Origin of the sequence: Paenibacillus sp. J14 (assembly GCF_000518465.1) — a bacterium.
In the GTDB taxonomy this organism is placed as follows: domain Bacteria; phylum Bacillota; class Bacilli; order Paenibacillales; family Paenibacillaceae; genus Fontibacillus; species Fontibacillus barengoltzii.
In genome coordinates this window covers 73,423-88,084 of record NZ_JADQ01000018.1, presented here as the reverse complement: position 1 = coordinate 88,084, position 14,662 = coordinate 73,423, and the positions used below count along the sequence as shown (strand labels likewise).

Sequence of the window (14,662 nt, the reverse complement as noted above, 5' to 3'; positions counted from 1 at the left end):
GCCCCTAGAGGAAGTGCCTCTTGCATGGTATACTGTTCTGTAGTAGTCGTCAGATTACGCATAAAAACCGTCCTTTTCTAGAGTGTTGTGTGGTAACTCCATTCTACAGGAAAAGACGGTTTTTTTGCTCCTTTTTTTAACATTCAACAAAAACGGGGCGTCCGGCGGTCAGTTTTCACTGACTTTCTGGACAGCCCCTTCTTTTTTTATTCTTGTGAAATCCGGCTGCGAATCTCCTCAAGCTGCTGCTCGATCCGCTTTAATTGAAGCTGGGTCTCAAGCTGCACTTGTTCGGCCGCTCTTTGCGACTTGGTGTTGATCACAAGGACGATAATGGTCAGCCCCGCACTGAAAATGGTCAACCCTCGGGCCAGTTGGTCGACATTCAGGTGGTTAACCGCTAATAAGCTGTCGGCTACCCCAGCCCCAACGAGAAATCCCCCGATGATCATCACCGTATTTAATAACCACTTCTGCTGAGTGAAAGTCCGCTGATCCGTTGGCCTAAACCAATTCGATAAGTTACGTTTCATGTAGAATTCCTGGTCTCCATTTCATGTCATCTCTTTCTTCTATTCTAGCAGAGGAGATTTTCGGGTGGAATGAGAAAAAGAGTTTCCCGATCACGTAAAAATCACTGTACTATATGTCATGATGAATATATTATATATAATTAAAATAGAACTATCATTATGGGAGGGATCAGTTTGAAGAACACAACCGCCTGTACGGATCGGGACTGGGCATCCTACGTCAATACGAATATCGGTACGTTGTCTTACAAAACATGGTCCACGTCTCCAACCGTGCAGCTTCCTCATGGGATGATGGAGGTCGATCCGGTTACCACGCCGGGCATCGGGGACAAGTATTTGGCGGACAAAATCTATGGATTTTCCTTCGGACCGGCAACGGTAACAGCCTCCAGCAGACCTTTGTCCGATCGGCGGGAGGAGCATGCCTCGACCTTCGATCATGATTTGGAGGAGACCCGGCCCTTTAAGTATCGCGTCTTCCTGGAGGATCATGAGATCGATGCCGAGATGACTACCGCTCAGCGCAGTGCTTATTTTCGCTTACATTCTGCTGGGACGGTCCATGTCATCATCGACGGCGGTGAGACAACGCAGGTTCACAAGCACGATGGACGCGTCGTCGAAGGAGAGCGCACGAATCAAGGATATGTTTGCTATTTTAGCTTAGAGATGAAAGAGGCCGCGTCCTCGTTTGGCGTGATCGAAAACAGCTCCAAACTCTATTTCACCTACGATCCGCAGCAGAAGGAAGAAACGATAGAGTTCAAGGTAGGGATCTCTTACATCAGCTTGGAGCAAGCCCGGAAGAACCGACAGCAGGAGCAGCCGGATTGGGACTTCGAAGCTGCCGTTTTCCGTGCCCGGGACGCTTGGAACCGCGCGCTTTCCGCAATTGAGGTGGAAGGCGGGACGGAGGAAGAGCGGACGATTTTCTATACGGCAATGTACCGTACCCTGCAACGGATGCGGAACATTACGGAAGACGGTCAATATTACAGCGGGTTTGATGGCAAGGTCCACTCTACAGAAGGACGGGATTTCTACACGCACGACCAGCTGTGGGATACGTACCGCTGCGCCCGACCGCTGCAAAGCATTATCGAGCCCCGCGTCTTCGAAGATATGGTGTATTCGTTGGTCCGCATGTACGAACAAGGCGGGTTGCTGCCGAAATTCCCTCATCCGGGCGGAGATCATGCGGTGATGATCGGTCATCATGCCGCTTCGTTGATTGCGGATGCCTGTGCGAAAGGTCTGGATGATATCCAGCTGGAGAAGGCTTTTGAAGGAATGCTGAAGGATGCCACGGAAATGTCCCTGATCCCTTGGCGAACGGTGCCGGCAACGGAGTTGGATCAAGTGTACTACGAAAAGGGCTGGTTCCCTGCACTTCCGGTGAGGGAGGATGCGAAGGTCGCTGATCCGGACGCGTGGAGAAAAAATCTCTGGAATCTCGTCATGGAGAAGATGCCGAATCAAATCACCTGGGTGCCTGAGGTGGGTGTGGATGAATGGGTGCCCGAGGTCGACTCATGGCACCGCCGGCAATCGGTGTCCGTGACGCTGGAGCGAGCTTATGACGATTGGTGCGTCGCTCAAGTGGCCCGCAAGCTGGGGCGTGACAAGGAAGCCGAGTTGTTCCTTCAACGCGCAGGCAACTACCGCCATCTGTTCCGCCCAGACCTCGGCCTGATGGCGCCGAAGACAGCGGAAGGGGAATGGGTCGAACCGTTTGATCCGAAGCTCTCCGGCGGGTTTGCCGGGGAGGGGTATTTTGCCGAAGTGAACAGTTGGATCTATACGTTCCATGTACAGCATGATGTAGAGGGGTTAATTCGGCTGATGGGCGGCAGAGAGGCCTTCGTGCAGAAGCTCGATGCGTTGTTTACGGAGCAATATACGATGGAGAAGCCGTGGTTCCTCGGACAGTTCCCGGATATGTCGGGGCTGATCGGGATGTATGCCCATGGCAATGAGCCCAGCTTTCATATCCCGTACCTGTACAATTATGCGGGAGCTCCTTGGAAAACCCAGCGGCGCGTCCGCGACATCCAATACCTGATGTATCACGACGGGCCGGCAGGCTTGTGCGGAGACGATGACATCGGTTCGCTGTCGTCCTGGTATGTTTTTAGCGCGATGGGCTTCTATCCGGTATGCCCGGGGCGGCCTGTCTATGATATCGGCAGCCCGATCTTCGAGAAGACGACACTGCATGTTGGCGAAGGCCGGACGTTTGTCATTGAAGCGCGTAATGTTTCCAAGGGGAACAAATACATCCAATCCGCTCTCTTGAACGGGCAGCCGTATTCGCGGCCTTGGATCAGTCATCAGGACCTGATGAATGGCGGGCGACTTGTGCTGGAAATGGGGCCGCGGCCGAACAAGGCTTGGGGAAGCGCCCCGGAGGATGCGCCGCCTTCGATGACGTCGCTTTAGGAGTCCTGTCCTGTGAAGGAGGAATGCGGCATGACCGTAGGTAAGCCGATTTACCATTTTACTCCGCCGGCCAATTGGATGAACGATCCGAATGGACTGATCTATTACGAAGGGGTCATACGGGAGAGGAAGCCTGTGGGAGTGTCCCAACGCAACGCCTTCCGACTGCATGACAAAGCGGTGCTGATGTACTCGCCCAGCGACAAGGTGAAGTATCTGGCAGGGTCCATGGGGGATGCCCTGCAATTTGTGAAGTTAGTTCAACCAAAGAATTGAGAACGGTTTCAGCGTAGACCGGAGTTTGATTCTACAAAGAGGAGAAAGGGGTTGAATAGGATGAACCTATTAACCTATCTAGATGAAAGTTGGCGTATCCAACGCATCGAGCACGTGCAGATGAAGGGGGAACGCCGCCGGTTGGCGGGCTGCAATGCACGGCTGGGAGTACACGGCAAGGAAGTCCGTTTTCCCTTAGTACGCATCACGATTGGGGGCATGACCGGCTTCGGTTGGTCAAGAATTACCCGTGAACAGGCAGCCGCTCTGATAGGGACTCCGGTTCGGGAGATCTTCTCCGAGGAGCAGTGGATTCACGACCGCTTCCTCAACCTGCAATTCCCGCTCTTTGATTGGTTGGGCAAGGTCCGCAATCAACCTGTTTATGAACTATTAACAGGGGGGTTGGCGATTTCTCCGCTGAAGGTGCCCTGCTATGATACTTCCCTTTATTTTGATGATTTGCATTTAAGCTCCGAGCGCGATGCGGTACGTCTGCTGCAGGAGGAAGCGATGCAAGGCTACAATGAAGGCTTCCGCGCTTTCAAAATCAAGGTGGGACGCGGAGCCATGCATATGGATTTAGAAGAAGGAACCAAACGCGACATCGCCATCGTCAACGGGATTCGGGAGGCGGTCGGTCCCGAATGCAAGCTGATGATTGACGCCAACAATGGTTACAACTTGAACCTGACCAAGCGTGTGCTGACAGAGACGGCCTCCTCCCAGTTGTCCTGGATCGAAGAGGCGTTTCATGAGGACGATAGTCTGTATCGCAACCTGAAGGAATGGATGCGCGAACAGCAGCTGAATGTGCTCATTACGGATGGCGAAGGTCACGCGGCACAGCCCATCGTAGACTGGGCCGAGCAAGGGTTGATCGACGCGATTCAGTATGACTTATTGGATTACGGCATTGTGAAGTGGATCAAGCTCGGGGAGCGTCTGGCCCGAAGCGGGGTTCACGCGGCACCGCACCATTACGGCGTATTCTACGGTAATTTTGCTTCCGCGCAGGCTTACCCAGCGATCCCGGGATTCATGTCCGTCGAGTGGGATGAGGCACAAATCCCGGGCATCGACGCGTCGGGTTACGCGATTCGCGACGGTGTTGTCACTCTTCCTTCGACCCCAGGGTTTGGTTTACACCTTGACGAGGCCTATTATGAAGGGAAAGTAAGGGAAAGCGGCTGGACAGTATAAGCTCACCAGACGACAAACCATCGGTCAGGGATTTCTGGCCGATGGTTATTTTATGGCTATCTCAAATCAAACCCCTTGCTCTTCACGTACTCCGTGTACCCGCCGAGCGGCAGATCCTGTTTCAGGATGGACACCAATTTGCCGGACCAGCTGGCTTTTTGCTTGTTGCTCGTGCGTGCACCGTAATATTCCCCGATCTCCCGGTCATAGCTCTCGATTTGCTCTTTGAGATCCGGATTGTACTGGTTCTCGAAAAATACCGCACTACGCGGCAGACGCGGCTTCTGCTCGGGGGACTCGTCGGGAATGCCCACTGCCAGGCCAACCAAAGGCAGGACGAACTCCGGCAGACCAAGCCATTCGTCAAGGTCAGGCAGCGCCTCGTTGATTCCGCCGATCATGACGGCTCCAAGTCCCATGGATTCGGCCGCCACATTGGCATTTTGCACGGCCAGCGCAGCGCAGAACACCGCGGTTTGGTAAAAATACGAGTAGCTCAGGTTACGGCTGATGTTCTCCTGATCGGCGGGGTCGGCGGCTAGCTTGATTCGATAGAGATCGGCGCAAAACACGAAAAAGTAGCCGCATTCCTCAATCCAAGGATTGTTGGAACGCTTTGCGATCTTGCTTCGTAGTTCAGGGTCGGTGATACCGACGATGGAGTAGGGCTGCATATGTGCAGAGGATGGAGCCATTTGTGCGGCATCCACGATCGCTCCGATTTGTTCTTTGGTGAGCGGGATATTCTGAAACTTGCGGATCGAGCGGTGTTGGCCGATGACTTGCAGAACTTCGTTCATATGATTTCCTCCCATTCATCATTTCTAATGGTTTCCATGGAAACCATATTAACAGGATAGGTTGATTTCGTCAAATAGTTTCTTCGGAAACCATGTTATAATAAAAAGAAAAAAGGCAGGCTTATCATATGCCCGATCTAAATGACGATTTGCTTCACCTTAAACATCGAATTGAACAGTCCATGTACCGGATTCTGATTCGTGAAGCCGATGAAGATCAGGATCGGCTGTGGATGATGGAGCGTATTTCCGACGATAGGCTCAAGAAGCTGCTTCCTCACCTCTCGATCTCCAGCTTGCACGTGTTGGATGTGATCTTTACGCATGGCAGCATCAAAGGGGTGGATATCGCCCGCGAGATGGGAATGACGAAGGGCGCGGTCTCGAAAATTACGCGTAAGCTGCTGGATCAAGGATTGATTCAGAAAACGCAGCTTCCGGATAATCTGAAAGAAATCTACTTTTCCGTCACGCCGCTTGGCACCGAACTTGCCGAAATGCATCAGGTATTTCACCAAGCGCAAGAGCATCGAGGGCTGGAGCTGTTTAAGAGTTACGATATGGTGTCCTTAGAGATTGTTGCCGATTTCCTGGAGAAGCTGGCCGGCTTGGTGTCGGAGCCGCCGCACCCGGAGGAATGACGGGGCTTGTCCTAGCCTAAAGTCTAGTTTCAAACACCACCTAAGACGGTTATGTCACGCCAGCAGGGTCGTTATAATGAGCTTATACATTTGGTACGTGACTGAAGGAGTCAAAGGAGTGTTTAAACGTGAAGGCAGTTGAAGCGACAAATGTGGCGAAAGCGGGGAAGGTGAATTGGGCGCTGTTTAATCCCAAAACCTATGCGACGATGCTCTATTTGCTGTTAGCTCTCCCGTTAGGGATTATTTATTTCACGCTGGCGATCACCGGGCTTGCCATTTCCATTGCGTTGACTCCGGTATTTATCGGAATCCCGATGTTTTTTGGAATGGCGAAGTTGATAAACGGCATTGTGAGCTTTGAGCAAGGTCTGATTCGGCATATATTGGGGTTGCCGGTTCCGCCTGCAGCAGCTCCAAAGCAACCCTCGGCAGAAGCCGGCTCGAATTGGTTCATGCGTATGGTCAAAGGGTTTGACGGGGAACTGTTCTTCCGCAACTTGATGTTGGTCGTGCTTCGTTTGGTCACCGGCATCGTATTCTTTGCGGTCATGATCGTTGCGCTTGCCCTGGGCATTGGCTTTATTGCGCTCCCTGTGGTGCACATCGTTCTGATGAATGAATATCAGCTGGATATTTTGGAAAATAACCTGTTTACCTACTTCCATCTCAACTGGACCTATAATCAACAATACCTGCTATACGTGGGCGTAGGGCTCTTCCTGTTCTGGGTAGCGCTTCGCGTCGTGAATGGGCTGATGCAGGTTCAGCGCAGAATCATGTATGTAGACGAAGCTTATTTGCAGCCGGCACCTGAGCCGTCGGCTCCAGCTCCAGCTTCACACCCATACCATACACCGGTGATTCCGCAATTTGAGGATGATCTTCCCGAGCATCCTGCGACTGAGAAAGTGTGGCTTGCTTAAGAAGTAAGGGTGATATTAAGTCCAATAAAACGGCAGTACGATCAAGGAAGGGTCGGTTTATCCGGCTCTTCCTTTTATTTTTTCCACAAGAATTTACAGGGCTAAGGATTTCTGCTTGAGATTCCAATTTGTAATGATGCTATTTATAAGCGACTGCTATATATTGATTTTAAGATCTAGCAAATTTGAAGCAACGGGTTAGACTGGCATACAAAGGGTGGCTGAAGATTGAGACAGACTGCATGGAAGAAGATCGTGAAGGGGAAGTGGCATTGGTTTGATCTTGTGTTTCTCGCCGTACGCACCTCCTGGTTAATCCTGGCGTTAAGAGATTTACGCGTCAACCCTGAGCAAATCATCGAGGCCTCCAATCCCTTGTTGACGACAGGTGCGCTTGCGCTGGTGGCTTTATGGTTAACAGCAAGTTATCTAATTCCGCTCGTGTTTTATTTTTCCAAGAAACTAAAACCTTACAGCCCGTTGATTGAACTGGTCCTGATGGGACCGCTGGTTCTGTACTTCGCTGGAGAACCCGGGGTATTTGATTTGTATAATTTGCCTGTGTTTACCGTGGGGTACTTTAGTTTTCGCAAAAAATATGCGTGGTACTACCTGCCAACCGTGATCGTGATTCCTTTACTGGCAGGCTGGATCTATGACTATCCGCTCAAGATGATTGCCAACGAAATGCTGGATAATACCGTGATGTTCATCATCGGTATTTGCTTGCGCGCGATGATCACGGGTCACACCCGGATGAAGGAAATGGTTCAGATCATTCAGGATCAGAACCAGACTTTAGAGCTGTACTCGAAGCAAATCAAACAGCTTACGATTGTCGAGGAAAGGAACCGGATCGCCAGCGAGCTGCATGACACGGTGGGGCATACGTTTACGTCGACCATTCTAGGGATGGAAGCGGTCTATTACCAAATGGACCACGCTCCGGATGTAGCCAAGGCGCAGTTGAAGGAGCTGGTGGAGTTTGCACGTACGGGCTACGAGGATGTCCGGCGGAACATTCACCAAATGGCGGTGTATGAGAACGAGAAATCACTGGTCAAGAGCTTGGCGGAGATTGCCGCGGAATTTGGCGAGCACACCCGAACACATGTGGTAGTGGAAGTGACCGGGGAAGAGCAAGAGCCGTTCATCACCCCCGAGTCGATTCGGATCGCACTGATCCGTTGTCTGCAAGAGGCTCTCACCAATGCCAAGCGCCATGGGCGGGCCACCGAAATCACCGTCAGCTTGACCTTTACGCCGCAATCGATATCCATGAAGGTTGTAGATAACGGCACGGGGCAGGAGAAGATCTCGGCCGGCTTCGGATTAAATGCCATGAACCAGCGGATTACCGGCCTAAATGGCACCATGGAGATCAGTTCCAAAGCTAACCTGGGAACAAGTCTCACGTGTACCATTCCACTGAAAGCAGGTTGAAAATATGAAGTCTATTCAAGTCGTCCTTGTCGAAGATCAACTCCTGATCTTAAACAGCCTGAAGATCATCCTCAACGCGACCGAGGATATCGAAGTCGTAGGCACGGCGATGAACGGGGAAGAGGCGTTGTCCGTATTGGAGCAAGTGCAGCCGGATGTCGTATTGATGGATGTCCATATGCCGATCATGGACGGGTTAGAAGCGACGAGGCTCGCCAAAGCCAAGTGGCCCTCCTTGAAAATCATCATGCTGACGACGCTGCAAACCAGAGATTCCGTCGTAGGCGCTCTAGAAGCCGGGGCAGAAGGGTACATCTTAAAAGCGATTGATCCGCTTGATCTCGCGGCAGCCATTCGGCTCGTGAGTCGGGGGGAGACGATGATTTCCCAGGAGGTCGCCAAGCTGCTGTTCACCGGCCCGAAGGGCGGGCATCTGCAGCCGGCGAATGAGCGGGAGGCGCTGACCGAACGAGAGATGGAAATCCTGAAATGCCTCTCCAATGGGTTAACGAACAGTATGATCGCCGAGAAGCTATTTTTATCCGAAGGAACGGTAAGAAACTATATCTCCAGCATTTACAGCAAATTAAATGTACATAGCCGGATTGAGGCAATCAACAAAGCGAAAGGCTTATTTTAAGAGCTCTGGAATTGGTCCAGAGCTTTTTTTTAGATATGACATATCATGTGACACGATCATGACAACCTGCACTATGCGCCAGTGACATCTTTTCCGTACGCTTAGGATGTGATCAATAGGTTAGGAAAGGAAGTAGAACAACTTGATGCGAAAACTGCTTTTGCTTGTCATCATTTTCTTCGTGAGCGGGCTTCCTTCGGTCAGCTTGGCGCAAGAGAAGGGGATTAGCCAAACAACATTAAATATCATCCATGAGTATGTCACAGAGCAGTTTAACAATAACCGGGTGATCGGCGGGGCGTACGCCATTACTCAAGAAGGAAAGGTCATTGCGGCTAAGGGCATCGGGATTGCGGATGTAGAGACCAAGGAGCCGGTTACGCCGGAAACCGTCTATGCGACAGCTTCAGTCACGAAGGCATTCACAGCTGCGGCGATTTTGCAATTAGCAGAGCAAGGTCAAATCGACCTGGACGCGCCCGTGAACACCTACATTCCTTGGTTTACCTATAAAGATCGGGATCGCTCCGCTAAAGTGACGATTCGTCACTTGCTTACGCATTCGGCCGGAATTCAACGGTTGGAAGCGGATGGGTCTATCTTTCAAAATGAACGGGAAAATCGGAACTCCTTGGAGAAGAGCGTCCGGGCTTTGAGCACCGTCTCCATGACCGCAGATCCCGGTACCGAGGCTTCTTACTGCAATACTTGTTACAATACGCTGGGATTGGTGATTGAGAAGGTCACCCAGACCGACTATGAACAATATATGAAGGAGCATATCTTCGCACCATTAGGGATGGACCACACCGCATTTGATCCGACCAAAATGGACCATGTCGCAAGTGAGTATATGTGGTTGTTTGGACTGAAGCATAAATCTGCTCCGAACGTGGAGGTCTTTGGCCATAGTCAGAACCCGGAAGGCGGGATCTATTCGAATGTGCTCGATCTGTCCAAGTTTCTAGCCGCGATGCTGGGAGAGGGTCCGGAGTTGCTTCGTCCGGAGACCTTGCAGACCTCGCAGCAGGGAGAGATTTCTACGGGGAGCGACGGGTCTTTCTACTCCATTAGCGGCTTTGAAGAGGGAAGCCGGCATCAGACCCGGATTCTATACAAAGCGGGCGACGGTATTGGCTCGACGGCAATGGTTGTGATGATTCCCGAGATGAAGGTAGGAATATCCCTGCTCATTGGCGATTCTATTCCGGAAATAGGCCAGCCTCTGGCCTTTGGGATTGCTGATATCCTGTTAGGGAAGAAGCCCTCCGATGTTCATGTGGGGATCACCTTCTGGAGGCTGCTGGGTTCGATCTCCTTGGGGCTGGTTATCATCGGGATCGTCCTGCTGGTCTTGCTCGTGAGATCGATTTTCTTGTTACAGCATCCACAGAAGCCATTTCGAAGAGGATGGACGATTTGCCGTACCGTGCTATGTATCATCATACTCCTGCCCATCGTGTACTTGCTGATCACCGTGCATCCGACGCAAATCGGTTTTTACGGGTATCCGCAAGATTTGGCCGTCGGCTTATTCGCCATCATGATATCTTTGGCCCTCTGGGTGGTGTATAGCCTCATCGCATTGATCGCGATAAGGAAATAAGGAGAAATCAGACAGGGCTCCAGGCTTCGCCGGGAGCCCTTTTTTGTTGTTCAGCGTGCCCAGCTAAGCACGCATCTTCTAGCCGGTGTAAGTCCGGTCGCGGGAGGGACCAAGCCCCCGTGTAGCTAGGATACCTGCGTATGGCGAAATCTGTGCGTAGAAGCGTATCGACGAAAGTACCTGTCAGAGACAGGGCGAGCGACATACCAGGCCGTAACATGAAGTGAATCCTGCCGCGTCGTCAAAAAGGCCTCGCAAGAGGGAAAAGAGGAAGCCGAGTCCCGNGGATATGGATGAAGGCCATGGAAGCTGCCTAGAACTTGGAGCGGCAGCGAAGAATCCTCCGGCGTAGAGGGAGCGGCATGGTATGAAAGAGGATGCAGTGAACTGGGGAGGCCCTCCCCTGCACGGAGTTTTTTTCGTAAAGAGATACTCTATAAGCCCGAAGGGTGAAGTGAGTCGTCTGCAGGAAGGGAGTCCGAGGGGCACATAGTACTGAGGAACCGCAGGACAACAAAACCTGCGGGAGGGAAGGAGCCCTGCTTTGTTCAAGTTTCTGAAGGAGGTACGAGTCAGTGAATGCCAAACGGCTAACCACACCAAAGGAAAACGTTCAACAACTCCAAGAGAAACTAGGTCATGCGGCCAAGGAAAGCAAGAGTCGTAGATTTCACGCATTGTATGACAAGGTTTGCCGGATGGACATCCTGTGGGAGGCATGGCGAAGAGTACGAGCCAATAAGGGAACGGCAGGAGTGGATGGAGAGACGCTAGCAGACATCGAGAAACAAGGAGAAGTATTCTTTGTGTACGAATGTCAACGTTTACTGAAAGAAGGTAACTACCATCCGCAACCCGTAAAACGCCAATACATCCCCAAGAAGGATGGCAAGCAGCGACCGCTGGGCATTCCCACGGTGAGAGACCGCGTCATCCAGATGGCAACCAAACTAGTCATAGAACCCATCTTTGAGGCAGACTTTCAAGAAACGTCATTCGGGTTTAGGCCAAAGAGAAGTGCGAAGCAAGCGCTGGAGCGTATCCGAAAAGCATGCAACCGTAAAGGGAACTGGGTGGTCGACGTCGACATCCAAGGCTACTTCGACAACATCAATCAGGAAAAGCTGATGAAGCTGGTGGAAATGCGAATCAGTGACAGGCGAATCCTGAAATTAGTGAGGAAGTGGTTAGGTGCGGGGGTCATGGAAGAAGGGAACATCAGGCGCTCAGATTTAGGTACACCGCAAGGTGGTGTTATTTCACCACTACTAGCGAACATCTACCTAAATTATTTCGATCTCCTGTGGGAAAGGCATGGCAGCAAGGTTGGAGAACTCACACGTTATGCGGATGATCTAGTGGTCATCTGTAAAACGAAGAAGGACGCAGATCGGGCGTATGAACTCATAAAAGCGATGATGGAACGCCTTGAACTAACCCTTCACCCAACCAAAACACGTATTGTTGGATTATGGACAGGAGAAGAAGGCTTTGACTTCTTGGGGATGCATCATCGAAAGACTAAAGCAGAAACCGCCAAAGGCCAGGTATACTACACGACACAACAATGGTTGTGCCGCAAGGCCGAGGAGCGGATCCGGGATGTCGTGAAGGAGCGGCTAGCCCCTCCGAGTATGCGTCATAAAACGTTTCAAGAACATGTGGAGTATCTGAATCCGAAAATACAGGGATGGCGCAACTATTACTTCACAGCCTACAGCCAAAAGAAGATGGCCAAACTGGATTGGTACATTCTCCAACGACTGACGAGATGGTACGCAAAGAAGCGTCAGCGCGCTCGTTGGATGAGCTCGTTTCACGAAGTGAAATCATTGTCCGTACGATGTGGACTAAAAACGCTCTTGTAATCTGCATGCACATGAAGGAAGAACATCGGAAAGCCGTATGAGGGAAAACCTCACGTACGGTTTGATGAGGAGGGGCAGAGGTTTCTGCCCTTCACTCTAGCTATGTCATTTGCCTCTAGGAATGTTTGAAAATTGAAAGGGATGGTTCGAATTTTGAATGTAGCCGCTGTGTAATTTTTTCTAAAATATGGGTGCAACAAACTAAATGAACTTAAAGGAGGGAAATTATGAAAGCGCTTCTATTGCGGCCTGGTAGAAGTGTTACTTCAGCGGTCGTGAAAATCGGTTAGGCAGATGGCAAGTTTAGAGCTGGGATGGATGGGAGACTCGCGAGCAAAACCAAGAGAACATGAAGATCGTAGGAGGGGATTCTTTCATGAAAAGAACTAGGCTATTCCTGCAATCCATGATGATGTTGTTGATCAGTGTATCCTTAATGCTAACGAATGCTTCCTATTCGGGAGCAGAGGCTGCTGCAGCTGCGGGTCCAGGTCATCCTGATCCGGGAGCCAAGAACGGATTCGATCCTCAAGGCAGAATGGTCGCGAAATTCGGGTCGCCTGTGATCGATGGTAACGTGGATAAGGTATGGAGCAAGGCGCAGCCGGTGTCACCCCAACATGTGTCGGGCGAGGTGGAGGCCTCTGCTGTTTTAAGAGCGCTATGGGATGACCAGGCTCTCTATGTTCTGGCTGAAGTCAAGGACCCGCACCTATCCGTTGCCTCCGTAAACCCGTACATGCAAGATTCCTTGGAGTTGTTTCTTGATGAGAACCATGACAAGACCTCGGAATATGGTGTAGACGATGTGCATTTTCGCGTCAATTATGAGAATAACCAGTCGGTAGACAACGGGGATGTGCAGCGGTTTTATACGGCTGCGAAACGAGTGGACGGCGGATATGTAATCGAAGCCCGAATTGCTCTGAAATCCAAACCCGAAAACAACAAGGTTGTAGGCTTCGAGCTGCAAATCAACGATGCCAAAGGATCAACGAGATCGGGTACGCTTAACGTCTTTGATGCCACAGGCAATGCCTGGAATGACACGGGAAAGTTCGGGGAACTGGTTCTAAACGGCAAGGGGAAGGGCGACATTAGCGGAGTAAATCCTTATGATCTTCTCAACTTGTTCCGAAGCACACTCAAGCTTGACTTCAAGCTATATAAAAACCCCGATGTCGTTACGGAAGCTCTCACGAAGGTTGTCGCGGCTAACGTGTTAAACGATAAAAAAGTCACCCAACAACAGATAGACGAACAGATTGCCATGATCCAAGCTGCGGTGGACCAATTGGAAATGACGGAAGAAGCGGCCAATGAGAAATATTTCAAGCCGGTTCCGGATGCCTATCGGATGGCCAGCGATCAACCAGGCACCATCGAGAGACTCACATACTTGGCACCGAATGTAACGAACGGAATGGACGAGAAGAAGTTGAATGTCTATCTTCCTTATGGCTATGACCCTTCCGATCCCGCGAAGAAATATAATGTTCTATACCTGATGCACGGCGGCGGGGAAAATGAAGACCTGCTCTTTGGCGGACCAGGGCAAAGCAAGGAGCTCGCGAAAATCTTGGACAATATGATCGCAAACGGGGATATCGAGCCGTTGATTGTGGTTACGCCAACCTTCTATGGCGGGAAGAATGATACCGCCCTATTCCACGAGGAATTGACCAATATCATTCTTCCATTGGTAGAGACCAAATATCATACCTATGCCCAATCGGCTAGCCCGGAAGATTTGAAGGCTTCCCGGGAGCATCGGGCGTTTGGCGGCTTCTCTATGGGATCCGTTACAACTTGGTATACTTTTATTCATAAGCTTGACTACTTTAAGTATTACCTGCCGTTAAGCGGTGATAGTTGGGTGTTAGGCCAGGGAGCCGGGGGCAGCAAACCGAAGGAAACTGCGGAATATCTGGCCAAAGTTGTGAAAGATGCGGGCTATCAACCGCAGGATTATTATATTTTCAGTGCCACCGGCAATCTGGATATTGCTTACCCGAATTTAAAACCGCAGATTGATGCGATGAAGCAACTCACGGACACCTTTATCTACTCATCGGATACGACTAAAGGGAACTTCTATTTCATTGTAGGCGACGGCGGTACGCATGCTTGGCATTGGGTGAATCAGTACATTTATGATATTCTGCCAGATCTGTTCCACTAGCCCCCCTACATCCTCATACTTGTTCAATTCCAAGGCCATTTGTCACTGAGGTGACAGATGGCCTTAAGGTAGAATGAAATCGGCTATGTCCCATAGGAGAGA

12 protein-coding genes are annotated in these 14,662 nt (G+C 50.9%); 10 read left to right on the top strand and 2 right to left on the bottom strand.

Translation table 11 applies throughout. The annotated features are described in order from the left end of the window. Window positions 1-206: 206 nt before the first annotated feature. A complete protein-coding gene (locus tag M891_RS0109210) occupies window positions 207-533 on the bottom strand; it encodes a hypothetical protein (RefSeq protein ID WP_016313921.1) in 327 nt (108 codons plus the stop codon). A 174-nt stretch (window positions 534-707) separates the two neighbouring features. Here M891_RS0109210 and M891_RS0109205 point away from each other — a divergent pair, with 174 nt between their 5' ends. From M891_RS0109205 to M891_RS0109195, 3 genes are read left to right on the top strand one after another with little or no spacing between them, the layout of a single operon-like run. Continuing rightward, the gene (locus tag M891_RS0109205; RefSeq protein ID WP_036699862.1) at window positions 708-2,975 is read left to right on the top strand and encodes a GH92 family glycosyl hydrolase; all 2,268 of its coding nucleotides are present in this window, start codon (window positions 708-710) and stop codon (window positions 2,973-2,975) included. 30 nt (window positions 2,976-3,005) lie between these two features. Continuing rightward, complete coding sequence (locus M891_RS0109200; protein WP_028538615.1) at window positions 3,006-3,251, top strand: hypothetical protein; 246 nt, start codon at window positions 3,006-3,008, stop codon at window positions 3,249-3,251. A 60-nt stretch (window positions 3,252-3,311) separates the two neighbouring features. Beyond that, window positions 3,312-4,454 carry an enolase C-terminal domain-like protein gene (locus M891_RS0109195; protein ID WP_028538614.1) on the top strand — a complete coding sequence of 381 codons (1,143 nt, stop codon included), beginning with the start codon at window positions 3,312-3,314 and terminating at the stop codon, window positions 4,452-4,454. A gap of 56 nt (window positions 4,455-4,510) precedes the next feature. Here the strand turns inward: M891_RS0109195 and M891_RS0109190 are convergent, their stop codons facing one another. Next, entirely contained in the window at window positions 4,511-5,254 is a 744-nt protein-coding gene (locus M891_RS0109190) for an NADPH-dependent oxidoreductase (RefSeq protein ID WP_028538613.1), read from the bottom strand. Between the two features lie 128 nt (window positions 5,255-5,382). Between M891_RS0109190 and M891_RS24605 the strand changes: the two genes are divergently transcribed. The 7 genes from M891_RS24605 (at window position 5,383) to M891_RS0109155 (ending at window position 14,560) form a co-directional block, all read left to right on the top strand. Continuing rightward, a complete protein-coding gene (locus tag M891_RS24605; RefSeq protein WP_051416889.1) occupies window positions 5,383-5,895 on the top strand; it encodes a MarR family transcriptional regulator in 513 nt (170 codons plus the stop codon). Between the two features lie 128 nt (window positions 5,896-6,023). Further along, on the top strand, window positions 6,024-6,821 hold the full coding sequence (locus M891_RS0109180; RefSeq protein WP_028538612.1) for a sensor domain-containing protein: 798 nt from the start codon (window positions 6,024-6,026) through the stop codon (window positions 6,819-6,821). 228 nt (window positions 6,822-7,049) lie between these two features. Then, window positions 7,050-8,264 (top strand): sensor histidine kinase, encoded by a 1,215-nt coding sequence (locus tag M891_RS0109175; protein ID WP_028538611.1) that lies wholly within the window; start codon window positions 7,050-7,052, stop codon window positions 8,262-8,264. A 4-nt stretch (window positions 8,265-8,268) separates the two neighbouring features. Next, window positions 8,269-8,904, top strand: coding sequence for a response regulator (locus tag M891_RS0109170; protein ID WP_016313912.1), 636 nt, complete (start codon window positions 8,269-8,271; stop codon window positions 8,902-8,904). A 145-nt stretch (window positions 8,905-9,049) separates the two neighbouring features. Next, window positions 9,050-10,510 carry a serine hydrolase gene (locus M891_RS0109165; RefSeq protein WP_028538610.1) on the top strand — a complete coding sequence of 487 codons (1,461 nt, stop codon included), beginning with the start codon at window positions 9,050-9,052 and terminating at the stop codon, window positions 10,508-10,510. A gap of 575 nt (window positions 10,511-11,085) precedes the next feature. Then, window positions 11,086-12,378 (top strand): group II intron reverse transcriptase/maturase, encoded by a 1,293-nt coding sequence (gene ltrA / locus M891_RS0109160; protein ID WP_028538609.1) that lies wholly within the window; start codon window positions 11,086-11,088, stop codon window positions 12,376-12,378. Between the two features lie 376 nt (window positions 12,379-12,754). Beyond that, window positions 12,755-14,560 (top strand): sugar-binding protein, encoded by a 1,806-nt coding sequence (locus M891_RS0109155; protein WP_016313910.1) that lies wholly within the window; start codon window positions 12,755-12,757, stop codon window positions 14,558-14,560. The last annotated feature ends 102 nt before the right edge of the window (window positions 14,561-14,662 follow it).